Consider the following 20441-nt stretch of genomic DNA (forward strand, 5'->3'; position numbering starts at 1 on the left):
CAGCGGTGAACCAGCGGTCACGCTGGGCTGGCAGGGTCTGTGAATCAATGACGGACCTCATCATGAACAACAGGAGAACACCATGACGTCATTTGCCACCTCTCAAACAGCGCGCCACTGCCTTCGGGTCGGTGTGGGTGGCCCGGTGGGTTCCGGCAAGACAGCGCTGTTGAAGCAGCTGTGCCTGGCATTGCGTGATCATTACGACATTGCCGTGGTGACCAACGATATCTACACCCGGGAAGATGCAGACATTCTCACCCGTCATCAGGCCCTGACCCCCGATCGTATCCTTGGCGTCGAGACCGGTGGCTGTCCGCATACCGCCATACGTGAAGACGCGTCCATGAATCTGGCTGCCATCGATGACCTTCAGGCGCGTCACCCAGGGCTGGAGCTGGTGCTGGTGGAATCCGGGGGAGACAACCTCTCTGCCACCTTCAGCCCGGAATTGTCCGACCTGACCCTTTATGTGATCGACGTTTCCGCAGGGGACAAGATTCCGCGCAAGGGCGGCCCCGGCATCACCAAGTCCGATCTTCTGATCATCAACAAGATCGATATTGCCGAACAGGTGCACGCATCCCTGGAAGTGATGGAGCGGGATTCACGCAAGATGCGTGGCGAGCGCCCCTTTGTCTTCACCAATCTCTACGACGGTGTCGGTCTGGATACCATCGTCGATTTCATCATCGAGCAAGGCATGTTGCCTGCGCGCCTGACACGTCAGGACGAGGCAAGGGCCGAGGAGAGTGGAGCCTGAGCAGAGCTGCTGATGGCATCACGTGAAACCCGATAAATTTTTGATCATCGAGCAAGGAGACATTGAATGGAACCTCAAGCTGTCGTGGCATCGACCAAGCGTCGCTGGACTTGGCTGGGTACTCTTCCCCTGGCGCTGGCTTCCGGTGCTGCGCTGGCCCATCCTGGCCATGAAGTTGGGCACGTTGGGTTCGTTGCCGGTCTTGGCCATCCCTGGTTGGGACTGGATCATCTGCTGGCCATGGCCGCCATTGGGCTGTGGAGCCTGAAGCAGGCACCGCGCTTAAGAGTGGCTACACCCTTGTTGATGGTGCTTGGCATGGTGGCTGGTGCTGGGCTTTCGCTGTTCGGTGTGGCAGTGCCTGGTGTCGAGTACGTGATTGCCTTGTCCGTATTGTTGGTGGGTATCCTTCTTGCCACGTATGCACGAGTACCGGCAAGCGTGGGTGCCATTCTGGTCATTGCCTTCATGATGTTCCATGGCTATGCACATGGCAGCGAAATGCCGATGGGTAGCTCCCTGCTTGCCTATATCGCGGGCTTTACGGTTTCCACGTTGGTCATCACCATGTTGGCTCGGCACCTGGGTACCTGGCTAATGCAACGCGAGCAACGCGTCCTGCGTGTCATCGGAGGCTTGATCGCGGCCTGTGGAGCCTTCTTCGCCTTCAGCTGATATTGGTCCCGTTCAGCCATTATGCCCGGTAGACATGCCGGGCATTTGTGTTTATGCGCACGGCAATCGATCATTGTCGGCAAAGCAGGTCGAGTCGACGCATCAGGGACGATAGATATGGGCAAGCGTTTCAAGCTGATCGGTATCAAGTGGTTGGGGGCGGGGCTGGCCCTGGCCCTTGCCTGGTTGAGCATGGGGATATGGCAAAGCGCGAAGCCGTTACCTGATGGAATAGGCAAGGCGTGGCCGGAACGAAAAGTGACAGATGTGCGCTTCCTGACGGATCGGACCTGGTATGACACCCGTGGCAAACGTCATATGGATCAGCATATCTTTGATGAAGCCTTGGCCATGATTCGTGAGGCGCGTCGTCTTATCGTGATGGACATGTTCTTGTTCAATTCCCTGGAAGGGCAGGATGCGCCTGTCGACTTGCGACCCATCGCCGAGGAACTCAGCGCCGCGCTGATCGAGGCCAAGCAGCGTCACCCCGACATGCAGGTGGTCGTGATTACCGACCCTCTGAATACCGTCTACGGAGGGGTGCGTCTGAAGCACCTCGAACACATGAGGGCAGTCGGGGTTGATGTCGTCATCACTGACCTGAATCGCCTGCGGGCATCGAATCCACTGTATTCGGGGCTCTATCACCTTGGGCTGGACAGGCTCGGCAATGACCCGGATGGCGGCTGGTTACCCAATGCGTTCGGTGGTGATCCTGTGACATTGCGTAGCTATCTGGCGTTACCTAATTTCCGTGCCAATCATCGCAAGACGTTGGTGACCGATGACGGTCAACAGTGGGTCGCACTGGTCGGCAGTGCTAATCCTCATGATGGCAGTAGCCGGCACGGTAATGTGGCCTTGCGCGTGGAAGGTGAGATGGCCCATGACCTCGTTGCCTCGGAGGCTGTGCTGGCTTCCTGGGCGGGAGTCGAGCTTTCCATGCCGTCGGCACCTGCTCTCCGTACTTCGGAAGCGAATGTCTCCACCGCTGCTACCGTTCAGCTGCTGACGGAGGGGGCGATTCGTGATGCCTCCCTTGAAATGATCAATGCGGCAGATCGAGGGGATCGGCTGGATCTGGCCGCCTTCTATATTTCCCATCGCAAGGTCATAGAAGCCCTGAAGGATGCGGTTGCTCGGGGAGTCAAGGTTCGCGCCCTGCTGGATCGCAATCGTGAAGCCTTTGGTTTCGACAAGGGCGGCTTGCCTAATCAGCCGGTGGCAGCGGAACTGGTCCAGGCGGGAATCAAGGTGCGCTGGTGCCTGACATCTGGAGAGCAGTGCCACAGCAAGGTATTGAGATTGCATTCGACCACATCCTCTGATGAGGTCATCCTTGGATCAGCCAATCTGACGCGGCGTAATCTCGATAACCTCAATCTGGAGACCAGTGTGTTGCTGAAAGGGGATGCAGACCTTTCGGCCATGCGTGATCAGGCAGACTGGTTTAATGAACGCTGGGCGTCATCGCCTGATCATCGGACCAGCCGTCCGTGGAAGCCTGAACACGACCCTGGTCGCTTGGCTGCTTGGCGTTATCGGGTAATGGAGGCGACAGGGCTGTCCACTTTCTAGCCATGGGGCTCGTCCTGGTTGCCAATACTCGAGTGGCTGACTTGACAGCAATGACGGTGGATTCCATGTTCCTCAAGCGTCACGATGTGTTTTCAACTTACTTTCTCCTCCTGGGGAGAGGTGGGGACGCTTGGGGATATTCAAGGAGAAAAGGTCATGGACAAGTTCTGGTTGGCAGTAAAGGTGGTTATCCTGGCGCTGATCGTTGTTCTGGTAGTGCAGAACATCGAAGTGGTTCATGTCCAGTTGCTGGGCTGGACCATCGGCATGCCGATGGCGCTGCTGGTGGTGATCATCTATTTGCTGGGGATGATCAGCGGTCGTGGCTTGATGGGGCTGATTCGTCGTCTGAGGGGGAAGCAAGGCTCTCATCATCAATAATGGCATCCTGATCATGATGCTGGCGTCCAGGGTCCTGATGCCATGGTAGCCCCAGGCGGGCATTATGCTCCAGCTCAGCAATGACCTGGGCGCCAAGCAACACGATGGCTGCGCCGATTTCCTGGCTCAATAAAAGGACGATCAGTGTGGCCAATGGCCCATAGACATCGCTGACGAGCGACAGGTTGGCAAAGTAATAGACCAGAGCGAAGCGTGCGCCTTCCCATAACAAGGCCGCGGCGAACCCTCCTGCCAGAGCACGGCGCAGCGAGATGCTGACGACCGGCAGAATCTTGTAGATGGCGCTGAACAGCAGAAAGACGCCGATGAAGCTGCACAGATTAAGCACTTCTTCCGACAAGGACGCGACGACCAGTTCCTTGCCATACATCACCATCCACATGGCATTCAGGGTGCTGGCCAGACTGACCGCAATGGCCAGGGCCAACAGCAGCATGCTCAATACCAGCATGAAACCATAAGGCAGCAGGAAGGATACCCAGACACTGCGAGTATCCTTGACGTCGGGCTTGTGAAAAATGGCCGACAGGGCATTCTCCAGCATGCGAAATGCCACCGAGCTGAATAGCAACAGCACCGGCAGACCATAGAGGCTGATGATCTCGCGAGAATTCAGCAGGGCCTGGACAGACTGCAATACCACGTCGGCATGACCCGGTGCGATATGGCGGGCCTGAATGCTGATCAACATGAACAGTTGTTGCTCGTCGACCAGTTGGGCCAACACCACCACGATCAGGGCAAACAGCGGAATGCTCGATAGCAGTATGTTGAAGCCCACTCCGCTGGCCAGCAGCATGCCTCGGTTGTGCAGGAAATTGGTGATGACCCGCCAGGTGAACATGGCCAGATGCGGCAGCAGGGTGAAGAGGGCATGGTGATACCAACGGGATTTTGTCATCTACCAGTTCATCCGTGACGGTGAGGAAGACACCGTTAAAGTCTGACGAGTATACTCGGGTATTGGAAGTTTCCCGGGTAGTGAAAGTTCTCCAGATAGTGGGGATTCCGGCTGCCCGAGCCCAACGTATAGGAGCGATTCGTGATCGAAGGAGTCAAGCATATCGTTGCAGTAGCCTCCGGCAAAGGTGGTGTCGGCAAGTCTACCGTGACGGTCAATCTGGCCTTGGCCATGGCTGCCGAGGGGTATCGAGTCGGTGTCCTCGATGCTGACATCCATGGTCCCAGTCAGGCACAGATGCTGGGAGTCGGCGAGGGTGTTCGGCCTCAGGCGGCAGGAGAGAACCGTTTCCTGCCATTGGAAGCTCATGGTATCCAGGCCATGTCCATGGCGTTCATGGTCGACGTGCGCGAGCCCATGGTATGGCGGGGACCAATGGTGGCAGGCGCTTTCCAGCAGATGCTGACCCAGACCCGATGGGATGATCTGGATTATCTGTTCATCGATATGCCACCGGGTACCGGGGACGTTCAACTGACACTGGCCCAGAAGGTGCCGGTGGATGGTGCGGTGATTGTCACGACGCCCCAGGATATCGCCTTGTTGGATGCTCGTAAGGGCATAGAAATGTTCCGTAAGGTCAAGGTCCCGGTGCTGGGAGTGGTCGAGAACATGAGCCTTCATACTTGTTCTCAGTGCGGCCATCAGGAGCCGATCTTTGGCGCTGGAGGCGGGGAGCGCATTGCGACAGAGTACGACACCCGAGTATTGGGACGCCTTCCTCTTGCCCTGTCGATTCGGGAACAAGTGGATGGTGGTCGCCCCAGCGTAGTGGCTGAGCCCGATGGTGACATTGCTGCCAGCTTCCGTGACATGGCCCGGCAGGTAGCCGAGCAGATTGCGGCTTCGGCTGGTGACAGCGGCCCCTCCATCAGTTTCAGTGAAGAGTAGAGAAGCACAATAGAGAAAACATTGCCCTTGGTGACGCCATCGCCCGGGGCCGTTATGATAAGGCCCCTATTTCTACCGGCCTGCGTTGTTGGGCCAATCGTCACCGTTATCCACCAGGAAATCCCATGAGCATCAAGTCTGACCACTGGATTCGCCGCATGGCTGAAAACGAAGGCATGATCGAGCCTTTCGAGGCCGATCAGGTACGCTACGTCGACGAGCGACGGGTTATTTCCTACGGGACTTCCAGCTACGGTTACGATGTGCGTTGTGCTGATGAATTCAAGGTATTCACCAACATCCATTCCGCGGTAGTGGATCCCAAGGCCTTCGATGAGAAGAGCTTTGTGGATGTGAAAGGGGATGTCTGTGTGATTCCGCCGAATTCCTTCGCATTGGCACGCACCGTGGAGTATTTCCGCATCCCGCGTAGTGTGCTGACCATTTGCCTGGGCAAGTCGACCTATGCCCGTTGTGGCATCATCGTCAATGTCACTCCGCTGGAGCCGGAATGGGAAGGGCATGTGACGCTGGAATTCTCGAATACCACCAATCTGCCAGCCAAGATCTATGCCAACGAAGGCGTGGCCCAGATGCTGTTCCTGGAGTCAGATGAGGTTTGTGCGACTTCCTACAAGGATCGTGGCGGCAAGTACATGGGCCAACGTGGCGTGACTCTGCCGAGGACATAGGTGCCGAGACGTCTGCTGATGAGCTGTAAGCTGTAAGTCGGAAGCTATAAGAAGACCACCCCGCCAGTGCTGCTGGTGGGGTGGTCTCGTATAATGGCTTCAGAATGACAAACTGACAGCTTATAGCTTATAGCTTATAGCTTATAGCTTATAGTGCCCCGTCTTCGTCCAGTTCTTCTGCTGCATCTTCATGGGACAGGCGCATGCCACAAAGCGGCAGTGGCTGGCCGTCGATCGTTGCCAGGTTGCCTTGCAGCTGCAGGCGGCCCTCCAGGAACCAGCGTACAGCGATAGGGAAGATCAGGTGCTCACGAGTCAGAACTCGGCTCTTGAGGCTGTCTTCGTCATCGTCTGGAAGAACCTTCACGGCAGCCTGCACGATGACGGGTCCACCATCGAGTTCTTCCGTCACGAAGTGCACACTGCAGCCGTGTTCTTCGGCGCCATCTGCCAGAGCCCGTGCATGAGTGTGCAGGCCCTGATATTCCGGCAGCAGAGAGGGGTGGATATTGATCATCCTACCCAGGAACCTTTGCACGAAGCGCGGGGTGAGAATGCGCATGAAACCGGCCAGGACCACGAGATCCGGTTCATGGCGCTCGATCACCTTTATCAGGGCACCATCGAAAGCATCGCGGGTCTCGTACTCCTGGTGAGGCAGTACCACGGCATCAATGCCGGCATCCCGCGCTCGCTGCAGTCCATAGGCGTCAGGGACATTCGACACCACTGCCACGATCTCGCCACCCAGCTGGTCATGAGTCTGGGCATCGATCAGGGCCTGAAGATTGGTGCCGCCACCAGAGATCAATACGACCACTCGAGGCTGGGTGGCTTCCTCAGGAGTGAAGCCATTCAGAGTGTCGTCACCATTCATGCCAGCTGGACCTGTTCTTCATCACCTTGGCGCGGAGCAATCTGGCCGATACGGAAGACTTGTTCACCCAGGCTCTCGAGCTTGGTGACGGTGGCGTCGGCCTTCTCGGCGGGCACCACCAGCACCATGCCGATACCGCAGTTGAGTACGCGATACATTTCGCGCTCAGCCACGTTTCCTTTCTGTTGCAACCAGTTGAACACAGCCGGGCGCTGCCAACTGGACGTGTCGATATGAGCGGTCAGGTCTTCGGGCAGTACGCGAGGCAGATTTTCCAGCAGACCGCCCCCTGTGATGTGGGACAGAGCATGGATGGCATATTCGTCGCTACGCAACAGCTCAAGCAGTGACTTGACATAGATACGGGTTGGCGCCATCAGAGCATCGGCCAGGGGCTTGCCGTCAATCTCGGTCGTCAGGTCTGCGTTACTGACCTCGAGGATCTTGCGGATCAGCGAGTAGCCGTTGGAGTGGGGGCCAGATGAGGCCAGGCCAAGCAGAACATTACCTTCTGCCACTTTGCTGCCATCCAGGATCTCGCTTTTTTCCACGACGCCGACACAGAAGCCTGCCAAGTCGTAGTCGTTGCCCTCGTACATGCCGGGCATCTCGGCGGTTTCTCCTCCGACCAGGGCGCATCCGGCCTGTTCACAGCCAGCGCCGATACCGGTGACAACGTCGGCGGCGACATCGACATCCAGCTTTCCGGTAGCATAATAGTCGAGGAACAGCAGGGGCTCGGCACCAGCGACGACCAGATCATTGACGCACATGGCGACAAGGTCGATGCCGATCGTATCATGGCGGTTGAGGTCCATGGCCAGGCGCAACTTGGTGCCGACTCCATCGGTACCGGAAACCAGTACTGGCTCGCGATAACCGCTGGGCAACTGGCACAGGGCGCCGAAGCCACCGAGTCCCCCCATGACTTCTGGGCGAGCAGTGCGTTTGGCAACACCCTTGATACGGTCGACAAGGGCATTTCCAGCATCAATATCGACACCGGCGTCCTTGTAGCTGAGCGAGGCCTGTTCGGGGCGGGAGGAAGAGTCGGTCATGACGGATCCTGTGGATTCAGTCGTCCCACGCAGAATGAGATCAAAGGTTAGCGGTCTGGTATTGCTGCGTGGTGGTGACATGAGACAATGAGACGTTGGGGGCCGGATTGTAGCACTATTTTCAATCGTTATGCTGCGTATCCCGCAAGGCGGGTCATGCGTTGCATGAAGAAATCAGGCATTACGCTTCATTTCAGGGAGAACAGAATGCGTAGGCAATGGTGGGTCGTCGCGGTCGTAGTGGCCATCGCGCTATGGTTTTTCGCCAGTATAGAGCCGGTTCTGGCTCCCTTTTTCATCAGCGCGGTGCTGGCTTATCTGGGGGATCCGATTGCTGATCGTCTGGAAGTCTGGGGGTTGTCCCGGCGCTTGTCGGTCACGGTGGTATTTGTCCTGCTGACCTTTCTCATCTGCTTGACGTTGCTGCTGGTCGTGCCCGCCCTCGGACGTCAGGTCGGGCAGTTGGCTGAAGCCATTCCCTCCATACTGAACTGGGTGCAGGAAAGTGTACTGCCCAAGTTGCAATCGCTGACGGGTCTCGATCTGAATACCGATTTCGATCAAATGAAAGAGGCATTGGTATCCAACTGGAAGGAGACCAGCACCGTGGCTGCGACGGTATTGGCTCAGGTTTCCCGCTCCAGCCTGGCGCTGGTTGCCTGGATAGGGAATCTGGCCTTGATTCCAGTGGTCACTTTCTATCTGTTACTTGATTGGGACCGCCTTGTGGCCAAGCTGCGCGACTCCTTGCCACGCCGTTGGGAGCCCGCTGCTGTCCGCTTGAGCCGGGAGTGCGACGAGGTGCTGTCGTCCTTCCTGCGCGGACAGCTGATCGTGATGCTGTGCCTGGGTGTGATCTATGCTATTGGCTTGACGCTCTTCGGCATTCGTTTTGGCCTGTTGATCGGCCTGCTTTCGGGGCTGGCCAGTATTGTGCCCTATCTTGGCGTGATCGTTGGCATCACGGTGGCGGGTCTTGTGGCATTCTTCCAGTTTCATGATCCACTGATGCTGTTGGCTGTGCTGGGTGTGTTCGGTTTCGGACAGCTTGTCGAAAGTGTGGTCCTGCAACCGAAGTTGCTGGGCGATAAGATTGGCTTGCATCCGGTGGCTGTCATCTTCGCTGTTCTCGCGGGAGGGCAGCTGGCTGGGTTTACTGGTGTGTTGCTGGCTTTGCCTGTCGCGGCTGTGGTCATGGTAGTATTGCGTTATCTGCATGAAAATTATAAAAAATCTTCTCTGTATGATAGTTCAGGAAAGATCGGTGCCAAGGAGTCGCACCAGTCAGAGGAGATTCCCCCTTCAAGGGGAGACAACGAGGAACCTTCATGAGGCGTGCGCCCTCACAACTGCCATTGGGGCTCGGTCTGCGTGACGATGCCACCTTCAGCAATTTTTACCCTGGTGCCAGCGAGCCGTTGGTCGGGCGCTTGCTGCATCAGTTTGACGCGGATGGGGAGCCATTTCTGTATCTATGGGGACCACCCGGAGTAGGGCGTAGTCACCTGCTGCAGGCGGCCTGTCATCAGGCTTCGGCTCGCGATCTGCGCACGTTGTATTTACCACTTGAGGAGCTAGGGCATTTCCCGCCGCTGATGCTGGAAGACGTGGAACGCCTTGACCTGCTGGCCATTGATGATCTGGAACGCGTTGTAGGGCGGAAGCGCTGGGAAGAAGCGCTGTTCCATGCTTTCAACCGGCTTCGTGACAGCGGAAAGCGCTTGGTGATTGCGGCCGACAGGCCGCCCCGCCAGCTTGACGTGCAACTGGCCGATCTGGCATCACGCCTGACCTGGGGGGTGACCTTCCATATGGGGCTGCCGGGAGACGAAGAGCGCCTGGGAGCCCTGCAGTTGCGGGCATCCTTGCGTGGCATGCAACTGCCTGATGAAGTGGCCCGTTATATTCTGCATCGAGGACCTCGGCAACTGGGAGATATACTGCGCTGCCTGGATGTTCTTGATAGTGCGTCACTCTCCGCCCAGCGCAAACTGACGATACCCTTCGTCAAGAATGCACTGGGCTGGTAAAACGGCCAGGATGGAGTCGCGCTGAAGGTCTAGCGAGTCAGTTCAACTTCTGTTGTACGGTCGTTGCTCAGAGTTGCTTCCTTGATGACAATCTCGCGTTCGCCAGTGCTGGGGTTTTCCACGATACCGGAGACATAGAAGTGGCCGGGCGGCAGGTTGCTGAGTATGAAGTAGCCGTTTGCATTAGTGCGGGTGCTATGGGTGTACTCCTGGGCCCGGGGGTCGGCGCGCTCGACCGTCTTGCCTGCCAGAGCCTGCTCAACGGCCTCTGCAGAGTAGGGAGTAACAGGGGCCACAGAAACACCCTGTTGTGAACCGATGACAACCCCGTTGCTGGTGTTGAGCGTCAAACGGCCAGTCACCACAGCAGTACCCGTTTTGGGCAACTGCGCATACATTGCTGGATCGAATGCTACCGTGCGGCTGACACGTTGTACGGGAGGTGGGGTGGTGGGTTTCTCTGCTGGGGTTGGTTGGCTTGGCTCCGGCTGGCCAATGTCAACCACATCGGGGCCCTGGCCTCTATCGGTTGGAATGATGCTCTGGCAACCTGCAAGAGCGATCGCTAAAGTCGCCAAGGCCGTAAGCGGCAAGTAGCGGCTGGGTAGCTGGGTCATCTCCGTATCCCTCATGACAAACTGGGTTTGTTGATTCCGCAAGCACTGGATCTTGCCGGAATCGCTCCTTTTTTATGCCCTGTGCCATGACAGCCTAATACAAAACCGGCTTCCGATGGGGATCGAAAGCCGGTTTTGATTATCTCGCTAGTTTCAGCACATGTTTTATTGTGCAGTGCTAGCCTTGGTAGCGGTATCGCTGGCCTTCTTGACGTTGGCTTCGGCCAGTTTCTGGCTTTCTGCCACAAAGTCCCGCTGCAGAGCGACGACCTTTTCGGCATCGCCCTTCATGCGATCTGTCAGATCCTTGGCGACTTTCTGCTGGCCTTCCATGTAGGAACGCAGACCTTCGACGTCCTTGACGGCGGTGAAGGCACGAACCTGGGCCAGGCCGGTCTCAGTGTAGGCCTTGGCAGCATCAAGCTGAGCATTGGTCAGCTTTTCGGCAAAGTCGACGGACAGAGTGGCATAGGCGCGAGCTGGCGCGAAAAACAGTTCTTCCAGCTGCTCGTTGTTGAATAGGGCCTTGGCGTCGAATGTACGGACCATGGTGATGTCTCCTGCTAATGGGTAGATGTTGCGTTTATCTCTATCGCTTGAAGGCATTGCCCACCAGGGCCGGAGCCTTCTGCTCACATTTCGACTTCTGTTGCAGTGCACAATAGCATTGCGATTTATGCGCTGCAACGTTTTTGTGCGATGCAGCAAGAAGTGTGTGGTAAAGGAATTGCCAGCATAGATCCGGAGCATGACGAAGTTGTGACGCATGCCCTGGAAAGCTGTAATGCATACCTTGAATGACCACGATACTCGCCATTGTCGTGATGCTTGTCATGGGAAGAGGGAGTTGCCATTGTGAAAGGAGATGTCGCTATGTTCACCAATGGAGGTTCCAATGCATCACTCTCGTATAGAGCGCGATAGCATGGGGGAGTTGGAGGTGCCAGCAGGTGCTCTATATGGCGCTCAGACCCAGCGTGCGGTCAATAACTTTCCTGTCTCTGGCCAGCCCATGCCTGCGCCTTTCATTCATGCGATTGCTCGGATCAAGCGAGCTGCGGCTGAGGTGAATCACGATCTTGGTCTACTTGATGAAGCACGTTGCCAAGCTATCGTCTCAGCAGCCGATGCGATCATCGCAGGGGCCCATGATGATCAGTTTCCCATCGATGTGTTTCAGACCGGTTCCGGTACTTCCAGTAACATGAATGTCAATGAGGTGATCGCCCACCTGGCCTCGACCGATAGTCTCGAAGTGAGCCCCAACGATCATGTGAACATGGGGCAGTCGAGCAATGACGTGATTCCTACAGCACTGCATTTGTCTGCGGCTCTGGAAGTTGTCAATGTTCTGAAGCCAACCCTGGAACACTTGCGAGCAGTGATCGAGACCAAGGCGCAGGAGGTCGGGGGGGTGGTCAAGACTGGCCGTACACACCTGATGGATGCCATGCCCCTGCGTTTGAGTCAGGAGTTGGATGGGTGGGCGAGCCAGGTGGGACAAGCCATTGAGCGCCTGGACAGTGCACTTGTGCGGTTATGCCGACTGGCCCAGGGAGGAACAGCAGTGGGAACGGGCATCAATGCACACCCGGAATTTGCCACTCGCATGTCCACTGCCCTGTCGCGCCAGACTGGCTTGCCTCTCGTACCCAACGACAGTTTCTTCGCAAGTCTAGGGTCGCAGGATGCTGCGGTAGAGCTATCAGGGCAGTTGCGCGGGCTGGCCTGCGTGGTCATGAAGATCGCCAATGATCTGCGCTGGATGAATTCTGGACCTCTGGCGGGCCTTGGCGAGATTGAACTGGAGGCTCTGCAACCAGGGAGTTCGATCATGCCTGGTAAGGTAAATCCTGTCATTCCAGAATCTGCTGCTCAGGCTGCTGCTCAGGTGATCGGGCTGGATATGGCGGTGACCGTGGCAGGGCAAAGCGGTAATTTTCAGCTCAATGTCATGTTGCCACTAGTGGCCAGTAACCTGCTTACCGCGATCAGGCTGATGTCCAATACCTCGCGTTTGCTGGCTGACAAGGCGATTGCCTCGTTTCGTGTACGTGAAGATCAATTGCAAGGCCCTCTGGCCCGTAACCCGATTCTGGTAACCGCCTTGAATTCGGTCATTGGCTACAATGCTGCTGCAGCTATCGCCAAGAAAGCGTATCAGGCGAGGCGTCCTATCATCGATGTCGCATTGGAGGAAACGGAACTTTCCCGTGATGAGCTGGAGCGTCTGCTGGATCCTGTTGCTCTGACTCATGGAGGGATTCCCCTCTAGGCTCTAACCAAACGTGTCTGATGACCTATCGTGATAGAAGCGGCTAGATAGCGTTGTCATCGGATTGAAGGGATGCCTGGAAAATGAAGTGGCGCCAGGAAAGGTAAGCGGGCAGCCAGTGCTGCCCGCTTACTTCTAGAATCCTCATTGAGATTGCCTGATTACTTGGTCATGCCGTCGTACAGGTTATGTCGTTTGGCGACATCAGCAAGGTCAATGATGTTACTGACATTGAGCTTTTCGAAGATTCTCTGTTTGTAGGTGCTTATGGTCTTGTTGCTAAGCAGCATCAAGTCAGAGATTTCCTTGTTGCTCATTCCCTTGAGTAGTTGCTGCAGGACGATCAACTCACGATTGGAAAGCTTGTCGGCGACATCTTCGTCATCGTTGATCTGTTCGTATTTTTCTGAGGTAACGGAACTGGGAAAGAACGTATATCCATCGACAATGCATTGCACGCCTCGGACAAGTGCAGACATGTCCAGGCTCTTGTTGATGAAGCCCGAAGCCCCGGCCTTGTGGCATCTACGGGCATAAACATCTCCGTCGAATGAAGTCAGCACCAGAATGCCGGGAGGGTTGTCCAGGGCCTTGGTACGCTTGATGACAGTCAGCCCGTCCAGATTGGGGATGCCAATATCGAGGATCATGACGTCTGGGGTGAGCTGTTTTGTCAGCTGGATAGCGTCCACGCCGTTGTCTGCTTCTGCCACGACATTCATGCCTGAGCGTTCCAGTGTGATGGCAGCGGCCATGCGGATCATAGGATGGTCATCCACGATGATCACAGAGGCCTGACGTCGCCTGCCTTCATAGCTTGCCTTCGACCTTCTTTGTGTCTTTTGCTCCATAATGAAACATCCTTAATCTCATTGTTGTGCGGAATGTTCTTATTGTTTCAATATGTTTAGCTGCAGTTCAATTGTGTAAATTCTGATTCTATTTGTAAGAAAAGGACTAAAAATGATGTAAGTTGTGCTGTATAGGGCAGTCGAGCAGGAAAAATGGTGAGGACTTCAAGAAAGAAGACAAGGAGAAGGCTGAAGAAGCAGGGGAAGGAACGAGGGATATGATGGAAGGAGAGAGCGGTGCAGGAGAGGGCACAAGTGTTCAGGGATTCTTCGGACAGCGAGCCACTTCCGCCAGGCTAACGGTCACGTTTCCCCCATGAACGGGAAAGGCCCGCCATCATGGCGGGCCTTTCCCGTTCATGGGGGAAGCTGCGATCAATGGCTGACTTGTCCCAGCAATAGAAACTCGATCAATGCTTTCTGGGCGTGGAGGCGGTTACCTGCTTCCTGCCAGACGACTGCGCGTGGATCGTCAAGCAGAGTCGTGCTGATTTCTTCTCCTCGGTGAGCTGGCAAGCAGTGCAGGAACAGCACGTCATCGGCAGCGATATCGAGCATGGATTCTGTGACCTGGAAGCCGGTAAAGTCTGCCTCGCGCTTAGCCTGTTCTTCTTCCTGGCCCATGGATGCCCATACATCCGTCGTGATCAGGTCTGCCCCTTGAGCGGCTGCCATGGGGTCACGCATCAGGGTGACGTGGTCTCCTGCTGCAGCCATGATGTCTGCTCGAGGCTCATAACCTTCCGGGCAGCAGACTCGCAGGTTGAAATCAAACTGGCGTGCAGCATTTATCCAGGAGTGGCACATGTTGTTGCCATCACCGACCCAGACAGCCGTGCGCCCGCGAACGCTACCGCGCAGTTCGGTCCAGGTCATCACGTCGGCCAACAGTTGGCAGGGGTGATAATCATCCGTCAGGGCATTGATGACAGGCACGGAGCTGGCAGCAGCAAATTCTTCCAGCCCCGTATGGGAGAAGGTGCGGATCATGACGATATCGACCATTTCCGATAATACTCGCGCGGTATCGGAAATGGGTTCCCCCCGGCCGAGCTGAGTATCTCGGGGGGACAGAAACAGCGCATGCCCACCGAACTGCGCCATGCCTGTCTCGAAGGAGACTCGCGTGCGAGTGGATGATTTCTCGAAGATCATGGCCATGGTGCGGTTGGTGAACGGAGTGTAGGTCGGGCCATGAGCCTTGAGGCCGTTCTTGATGGTGATTGCGCGTTGAATCAGATAACGCAGTTCTTCGGGACTCAGGTCCAGAAGCGTCAGGAAGTGGCGTGGGCCCATGACTGCTCTCCAGCGGAAAAAAAGAAACCATCCTATGACAGGCCTTCAATGATGCGCAATGTGCGCTATGGACGTACAATGCGCGCAACAATAAAGTTGAGTAATATTGTCGGATATGGTCAAGGTCAGATTCATGCAACCTCTTTGTCCTTGAAGACTTGCTCTTGAAATCAGGGCAAGTGGCCCCATGTCACAGGTAATGCCTCAGCGTTACTGTAAAGCACTATTTATCAAGGAGCCGTGATGAGCACTACTCTCGAGAACATTCAGCGCCAGATCAGCGAGAACCCGATTCTTATCTACATGAAGGGATCTCCGCAGCTGCCGCAATGCGGCTTCTCTGCGCGTACCGTTCAGGCTCTGATGTCCTGTGGTGAGCGTTTCGCTTTCGTCAATATCCTGGACAATCCGGATATTCGCGCCGAGCTGCCCAAGTATGCCAACTGGCCGACTTTCCCGCAGTTGTGGGTCGAAGGAGAACTGGTTGGCGGTTGTGACATTGTCCTTGAGATGCATGGCAATGGCGAACTTGAGCCGCTGATCAAGCAGGCTGCCGAGCGTGCCCGCCAGCAGGAAGAAGGACAGGCCTGACAGTTTGCCCGATGCCTGTCTGAGACAAGGCCCTGCCGGTTATCCGGCAGGGCCTTGTGCATTCAGAGGTATTCATCACGGAGAGTACCGTGTTGATTCAATCGTCGTCCTCGAAGCCTTGCTCCTGCAGGGCCAGTCGCCAGCCGCCCAGGTCCTTGTAGCGGTTGACCATGGCGCAGAACAGTTCGGCGGTACGTTCGGTATCGTAGCGGGCAGAGTGGGCGGAGCTGTTGTCGAATTCGATGCCAGCGGCCCGACAGGCCCGGGCCAGAACAGTCTGCCCATAGACCAGCCCTGCCAGGGAAGCGGTATCGAAGCTGGAAAATGGGTGGAAAGGATTGCGCTTGATATCACAACGGCTTGCAGCGGCATTGAGAAAGCCATGGTCGAAGGCAGAGTTGTGCCCAACCAGAATGGCTCTAGTGCAGCCGTGGGCTTTCACGGCTTTGCGGATAGGGCGAAAAATCTCGCCTAGGGCTTCATCTTCGCTGACAGCAACCTGTTGACGCAGTGGGTCATCAAGGCGGATGCCGGTGAAGTCCAGTGCTGACTGTTCGACATTGGCACCTGTAAAAGGTGTCACGTGATAGGCATAGGTCGCATCGGGCAGCAGGTTGCCCTCGGGATCCATGGTCAGCGTCACGGCAGCAATTTCCAGCAGGGCGTCCTTGTGCGGATCGAAACCACCCGTTTCGATATCTACCACTACTGGCAGGAAGCTGCGAAAGCGTTGAGCCATGAGTTCGCGGGCAATCAGCTCGCTCATGCACCTCTCCTTGGGATATATACGGATGAATGCTGAATACTGGGACGAAAGTGGCGAAAGTCTAGCAGCTTAGGGACGCGGCGTCCCGTTGATGGTATTCGTGGCGCGCCTGGCGCGCTATAATCGCCTCTCTGTCGGCGTCCTCTGACGCCCACCATGTTTGACCCCTCACATTTCCCCTCAATAAGAAGGAGCCGCTCGCATGTCCGATGTCAAGAAGGTCGTGCTCGCCTATTCCGGTGGTCTGGACACCTCCGTGATCGTCAAATGGTTGCAGGAAACATACGACTGTGAGGTGGTGACCTTTACTGCTGATATCGGCCAGGGGGAAGAGGTCGAGCCAGCACGTGCCAAGGCCGAGGCCCTGGGCGTGAAAGAGATCTACATCGAAGATCTGCGCGAAGAGTTTGTGCGTGACTATGTATATCCGATGTTCCGTGCCAACACCATCTATGAAGGTGAGTACCTGCTGGGTACCTCTATTGCGCGCCCGCTGATTGCACGTCGCCTTATCGAAATTGCCAACCAGACAGGGGCCGATGCCATCTCCCATGGCGCGACCGGTAAGGGCAATGATCAGGTACGTTTCGAGCTGGGCGCCTATGCCCTCAAGCCGGGGGTCAAGGTTATCGCACCATGGCGCGAGTGGGATCTGAATTCGCGCGAGAAGCTGATGGCATACTGTCAGCAGCACGATATTCCAGTGGACTTCTCCAAGAAGAAGAAGTCGCCATATTCCATGGACGCCAACCTGCTGCACATTTCCTATGAAGGCGGCATCCTCGAGGATCCGTGGGCAGAGGCCGAAGAAGACATGTGGCGCTGGAGCGTATCTCCGGAAGCAGCCCCGGATGCTCCGACCTACGTGGAACTGACCTACGAGAGAGGGGACATCGTTGCCCTTGACGGCGTGCCGATGAAGCCCCATGAAGTGCTGGCCAAGCTCAATGAGCTTGGGGGTGCCAACGGTATCGGCCGCCTCGATATCGTCGAGAACCGTTATGTGGGCATGAAGTCTCGTGGCTGCTACGAAACCCCAGGGGGCAGCATCATGCTTCGCGCCCATCGTGCCATCGAGTCCATCACTCTGGATCGTGAAGAGGCACACTTGAAAGATCAGTTGATGCCGAAATATGCCGAAGTCATCTACAACGGCTATTGGTGGAGCCCGGAGCGCCGCATGTTGCAGGCTGCCATCGATGAAACCCAGAAGAATGTCTCTGGCGTAGTACGCATGAAGTTGTACAAGGGTAATGCCAGTGTGGCCGGCCGTCGTTCGAATGCTTCCTTGTTCGATGAGTCCATCGCGACTTTCGAGGACGACCAAGGTGCTTACAATCAGAAGGATGCCGAAGGCTTCATCAAGCTCAATTCCTTGCGACTGCGTATTGCGGCAGGTAAAGGGCGCCGTCAGGACTGACTGTTTTTGGCAGGGAGGTATCGCTCATGTTGAAGAAACTGCTGGGTGGTTTGTTCAAGGGTGGTGAGCGTCACTCAGAAACTGAAGCCACGGGAGTAGAGCATGAATACCGTGGTTATCTGATCATCTCCCTGCCGCAACAGCAGGGTGGGCAGTATCGGGTGAGCGGCATTATCCGCAAGACGCTGGCAGACGGTGAATCCGAAGAGACCTTGGAATACCGTTTCGAACGCTCGGATATGCTGTCTTCTCGTGATGCCTGCGATGAACTGATGCGGCAGAAGGCCGAACGCTTCATCGATGAGATAGGCGACGATATGTTCTCTGAGCGATAGACTGTTCGAAGCGCCGATCACGCCCCCATGCTCCACGAGCATGGGGGCGTTGCTTATTGGTGACGCATCAATGGGGCGCTGTCGTTGAGTTTATGGGAATCAGCAGCATAATAGATGCATGAATAACCAGGCAAAGGGGTCAAGATTATGCTGAGGTCACTGATATTGGCAGGTGCCCTGGTGGCCACCAGTCAGGCATATGCCGGCAATGTGGAACCTTTGGTCAGTCCCGAGTGGCTGAATGATCACCTGGGCGATGAGGGGCTAGTGGTACTTGATGTTCGCTCAAGTGTGGATGATGGTGGTGACCGCTCTGATTATGAAGCGGCCCATATCCCCGGCAGTATCTATTCCAACTACAGTGAAGATGGCTGGCGTGAAACCCGTGATGGCGTGGTCGGAATGCTGCCTCCCGTGTCGAGCTTGGAGCGCCTCATCGGTGGCCTGGGGATTGGCAATGACGATACGGTCGTGATTGTACCTGCAGGTACTGGGCCTACCGACTTCGGTAGTGCTGCCCGGATCTACTGGACCTTCAAGGTTCTCAGTCACGATGAGGTGGCGATTCTTGATGGCGGTTTTGCCGGCTGGCAGGAGGCCGGCCTGGAAGTGGCCAGTGGGGAGGCGGAATATCGTGATCCAGTACGCTTCGAAGGCAAGCTGGACGAGTCATTGATTGCCACTACCGACGATGTCGTGGCTGCCCGTGAAGCAGGAGAGCAATTGGTGGATGCTCGTCCACAGGATTTCTTTGCCGGCCGGACCCAGGCTCCGGATGCCAAGGCGCCAGGTACCATCCCGGATGCACTCAATCTCCCTAATCAAGATTTTCTCTCCGGTGATGATGGTGCCTGGCATCTGAATACCGCGGAGGTTGAAGCGCGTATTCAGGCTGCAGGCCTGGATCCCAGCCAGCCGACCGTGTCCTTCTGCAACACGGGACACTGGGCGTCTACTGACTGGTTCGTGCTGAGTGAAATTGCCGGTTTTGACAATGTCGCTCTCTATGATGGCTCCATGGTCGAATGGACTCAGGATGATAGCCGCCCCCTTGTCGTGGCCAAGAAAGGCCTGGGCAAGATATTGGACGCGCTTGGCGTTGGTAAAGAGTAAGCAAAAGGGCCTTGGATCTCATGACTCAGTCATCTTCTGTAATGACAACGGCGGAGCGCCCGGTAGTCGATACCTTTGTCGTGGGCGTGGCATTGGTGGGAATGCTGGTTCTGGGTGGGTTGATCTGGCTTGAAACCGCACCATTCCTCGTTGCTCTGTTCGCGGTAGGCATTGTGCTTGGCGTAGCTCTTTACCATGGCGCCTTTGGCTTCACCGCCGGCTGGCGCAATCTGGTGACCACCAAGCGTGGTGCTGGAATGCGTGCTCAGTTGATGTTGTTTGCCCTGGCTTCTCTGATCATGATTCCGCTGCTGGGTAGTGGTCACCCGGGCATGACCGGAGCTGTGGCTCCTATTGGAGTATCCCTTGTCGTAGGGTCCTTCATGTTTGGCATCGGTATGCAGCTCGGTGGTGGATGTGGCTCCGGTACGCTCTTCACTGTAGGTGCGGGCAACATTCGCATGATGGTGACGCTGCTGTTTTTCATCATTGGTGCGGTGCTGGGTTCCATTCATCTTCCCTGGTGGCTGGATTTGCCAGGCTTTGATCCGGTGAATCTCATCACACTCATGGGGGTTCCCGGTGCCATCGCTGTGCAATGGCTCGGTCTGGGACTGGTGCTGTTGTGGGTCAATCGTGTCGAGCGGCGTGCTCATGGCAATGTCGAACATGGCGAGTTGCGCATGATGCCAGCGGAGGGTGGTGTATGGCGCACTTTGCTGACGGGGCGCTGGCCTTTTGTCTGGGCGATTGTGGTGCTGGCGTTGGGCAATGCGGCAACACTGGCCATCGGTGGGGCGCCATGGGGGATCACCTTTGCCTTCAATCTGTGGGGGGCCAAGGTATTGCAGGCGCTGGGCGTGGACATGAGCCAGTTCGAGTTCTGGACCTGGGATTATCCCGCCATGGCGTTGTCGGATTCGGTGCTGGTCAACATCACTTCGGTGATGAATTTTGGCCTGTTGTTGGGGGCCATGTGGGCCGCTGGCATGGCCAACAAGTTCAATGCTGCCAGCAATCAGCCCTTGGTCGCTCGCCAGTTCATTGCGGCTATCGGTGGCGGCCTGCTGCTGGGCTACGGCGCGCGTCTGGGGTTCGGCTGCAATATCGGGGCTCTGTTCTCAGGGTTGGCATCGGGTAGCCTGCACGCGTGGATATGGTTCGCCTGTGCTTTTGCCGGTTCACTGATCGGCATTCGCCTGCGCCCATTTTTCCGCCTGGCCAATTGATGACGGTGAGGAAGCCCC

22 protein-coding genes are annotated in these 20441 nt (G+C 56.3%); 14 read left to right on the forward strand and 8 right to left on the reverse strand.

Features of this window, described 5'->3' with window-relative positions; all coding sequences use genetic code 11:
* The first annotated feature begins 82 nt into the window (after positions 1 to 82).
* From ureG to Q1K07_RS04335, 4 genes are all read left to right on the forward strand, one after another.
* Positions 83 to 763, forward strand: coding sequence for an urease accessory protein UreG (gene ureG / locus Q1K07_RS04320; protein WP_300308353.1), 681 nt, complete (start codon positions 83 to 85; stop codon positions 761 to 763).
* A gap of 66 nt (positions 764 to 829) precedes the next feature.
* A complete protein-coding gene (locus Q1K07_RS04325) occupies positions 830 to 1438 on the forward strand; it encodes a HupE/UreJ family protein (RefSeq protein WP_300308356.1) in 609 nt (202 codons plus the stop codon).
* Positions 1439 to 1555: 117 nt separating this feature from the next.
* Entirely contained in the window at positions 1556 to 3019 is a 1464-nt protein-coding gene (locus Q1K07_RS04330; RefSeq protein WP_300308359.1) for a phospholipase D-like domain-containing protein, read from the forward strand.
* 156 nt (positions 3020 to 3175) lie between these two features.
* Positions 3176 to 3400, forward strand: a complete 225-nt coding sequence (locus Q1K07_RS04335; protein ID WP_300308362.1) for a DUF1049 domain-containing protein — start codon at positions 3176 to 3178, stop codon at positions 3398 to 3400.
* On the opposite strand, the gene Q1K07_RS04340 is transcribed toward Q1K07_RS04335, so the two are convergent.
* Entirely contained in the window at positions 3333 to 4322 is a 990-nt protein-coding gene (locus Q1K07_RS04340; protein WP_300308365.1) for a YihY/virulence factor BrkB family protein, read from the reverse strand. The genes Q1K07_RS04335 and Q1K07_RS04340 overlap by 68 nt on opposite strands.
* A gap of 144 nt (positions 4323 to 4466) precedes the next feature.
* On the opposite strand from Q1K07_RS04340, the gene apbC reads away from it, so the two are divergent.
* Both apbC and dcd read left to right on the forward strand, forming a co-directional pair.
* On the forward strand, positions 4467 to 5273 hold the full coding sequence (apbC, locus tag Q1K07_RS04345; protein ID WP_300308657.1) for an iron-sulfur cluster carrier protein ApbC: 807 nt from the start codon (positions 4467 to 4469) through the stop codon (positions 5271 to 5273).
* Positions 5274 to 5398: 125 nt separating this feature from the next.
* A complete protein-coding gene (gene dcd, locus Q1K07_RS04350; protein WP_300308368.1) occupies positions 5399 to 5965 on the forward strand; it encodes a dCTP deaminase in 567 nt (188 codons plus the stop codon).
* Positions 5966 to 6113: 148 nt separating this feature from the next.
* Here the strand turns inward: dcd and purN are convergent, their stop codons facing one another.
* Both purN and purM read right to left on the reverse strand, forming a co-directional pair.
* Positions 6114 to 6842, reverse strand: coding sequence for a phosphoribosylglycinamide formyltransferase (gene purN, locus Q1K07_RS04355; RefSeq protein WP_300308371.1), 729 nt, complete (start codon positions 6840 to 6842; stop codon positions 6114 to 6116).
* Entirely contained in the window at positions 6839 to 7900 is a 1062-nt protein-coding gene (gene purM / locus Q1K07_RS04360; protein WP_300308374.1) for a phosphoribosylformylglycinamidine cyclo-ligase, read from the reverse strand. Before purM ends, purN begins: the two co-directional genes overlap by 4 nt.
* Before the next feature lie 207 nt (positions 7901 to 8107).
* Here purM and Q1K07_RS04365 point away from each other — a divergent pair, with 207 nt between their 5' ends.
* Positions 8108 to 9232, forward strand: a complete 1125-nt coding sequence (locus Q1K07_RS04365; RefSeq protein ID WP_300308377.1) for an AI-2E family transporter — start codon at positions 8108 to 8110, stop codon at positions 9230 to 9232.
* Positions 9229 to 9930 carry a DnaA regulatory inactivator Hda gene (gene hda / locus Q1K07_RS04370; protein WP_300308381.1) on the forward strand — a complete coding sequence of 234 codons (702 nt, stop codon included), beginning with the start codon at positions 9229 to 9231 and terminating at the stop codon, positions 9928 to 9930. The genes Q1K07_RS04365 and hda overlap by 4 nt, the downstream gene beginning before the upstream one ends.
* Positions 9931 to 9959: 29 nt before the next feature.
* Here hda and Q1K07_RS04375 read toward each other — a convergent pair whose 3' ends face one another.
* Positions 9960 to 10547: a hypothetical protein gene (locus tag Q1K07_RS04375; protein WP_300308384.1), complete on the reverse strand. Its 588-nt coding sequence runs from the start codon at positions 10545 to 10547 to the stop codon at positions 9960 to 9962.
* Positions 10548 to 10712: 165 nt separating this feature from the next.
* Entirely contained in the window at positions 10713 to 11096 is a 384-nt protein-coding gene (locus Q1K07_RS04380; protein ID WP_300308387.1) for a phasin family protein, read from the reverse strand.
* A gap of 346 nt (positions 11097 to 11442) precedes the next feature.
* On the opposite strand from Q1K07_RS04380, the gene Q1K07_RS04385 reads away from it, so the two are divergent.
* Complete coding sequence (locus Q1K07_RS04385) at positions 11443 to 12822, forward strand: lyase family protein (RefSeq protein ID WP_300308390.1); 1380 nt, start codon at positions 11443 to 11445, stop codon at positions 12820 to 12822.
* 161 nt (positions 12823 to 12983) lie between these two features.
* Here the strand turns inward: Q1K07_RS04385 and Q1K07_RS04390 are convergent, their stop codons facing one another.
* Together Q1K07_RS04390 and argF are read right to left on the reverse strand one after the other, a co-directional pair.
* Positions 12984 to 13673, reverse strand: coding sequence for a response regulator transcription factor (locus Q1K07_RS04390; protein WP_300308393.1), 690 nt, complete (start codon positions 13671 to 13673; stop codon positions 12984 to 12986).
* 375 nt (positions 13674 to 14048) lie between these two features.
* Entirely contained in the window at positions 14049 to 14969 is a 921-nt protein-coding gene (gene argF, locus Q1K07_RS04395; protein WP_300308396.1) for an ornithine carbamoyltransferase, read from the reverse strand.
* A gap of 243 nt (positions 14970 to 15212) precedes the next feature.
* Here argF and grxD point away from each other — a divergent pair, with 243 nt between their 5' ends.
* A complete protein-coding gene (grxD, locus tag Q1K07_RS04400; protein ID WP_300308399.1) occupies positions 15213 to 15560 on the forward strand; it encodes a Grx4 family monothiol glutaredoxin in 348 nt (115 codons plus the stop codon).
* A 97-nt stretch (positions 15561 to 15657) separates the two neighbouring features.
* Here the strand turns inward: grxD and rnt are convergent, their stop codons facing one another.
* Positions 15658 to 16326: a ribonuclease T gene (gene rnt, locus Q1K07_RS04405; protein ID WP_300308402.1), complete on the reverse strand. Its 669-nt coding sequence runs from the start codon at positions 16324 to 16326 to the stop codon at positions 15658 to 15660.
* Positions 16327 to 16528: 202 nt separating this feature from the next.
* Between rnt and Q1K07_RS04410 the strand changes: the two genes are divergently transcribed.
* The 4 genes from Q1K07_RS04410 (at position 16529) to Q1K07_RS04425 (ending at position 20423) form a co-directional block, all read left to right on the forward strand.
* On the forward strand, positions 16529 to 17746 hold the full coding sequence (locus Q1K07_RS04410; RefSeq protein ID WP_300308405.1) for an argininosuccinate synthase: 1218 nt from the start codon (positions 16529 to 16531) through the stop codon (positions 17744 to 17746).
* 26 nt (positions 17747 to 17772) lie between these two features.
* Positions 17773 to 18081 (forward strand): HlyU family transcriptional regulator, encoded by a 309-nt coding sequence (locus tag Q1K07_RS04415; RefSeq protein ID WP_300308408.1) that lies wholly within the window; start codon positions 17773 to 17775, stop codon positions 18079 to 18081.
* 147 nt (positions 18082 to 18228) lie between these two features.
* Complete coding sequence (locus tag Q1K07_RS04420) at positions 18229 to 19194, forward strand: sulfurtransferase (RefSeq protein ID WP_300308411.1); 966 nt, start codon at positions 18229 to 18231, stop codon at positions 19192 to 19194.
* Between the two features lie 20 nt (positions 19195 to 19214).
* Positions 19215 to 20423 (forward strand): YeeE/YedE family protein, encoded by a 1209-nt coding sequence (locus Q1K07_RS04425; protein ID WP_300308414.1) that lies wholly within the window; start codon positions 19215 to 19217, stop codon positions 20421 to 20423.
* The last annotated feature ends 18 nt before the right edge of the window (positions 20424 to 20441 follow it).

The organism is Halomonas sp. (genome assembly GCF_029263665.1).
In the GTDB taxonomy this organism is placed as follows: domain Bacteria; phylum Pseudomonadota; class Gammaproteobacteria; order Pseudomonadales; family Halomonadaceae; genus Halomonas.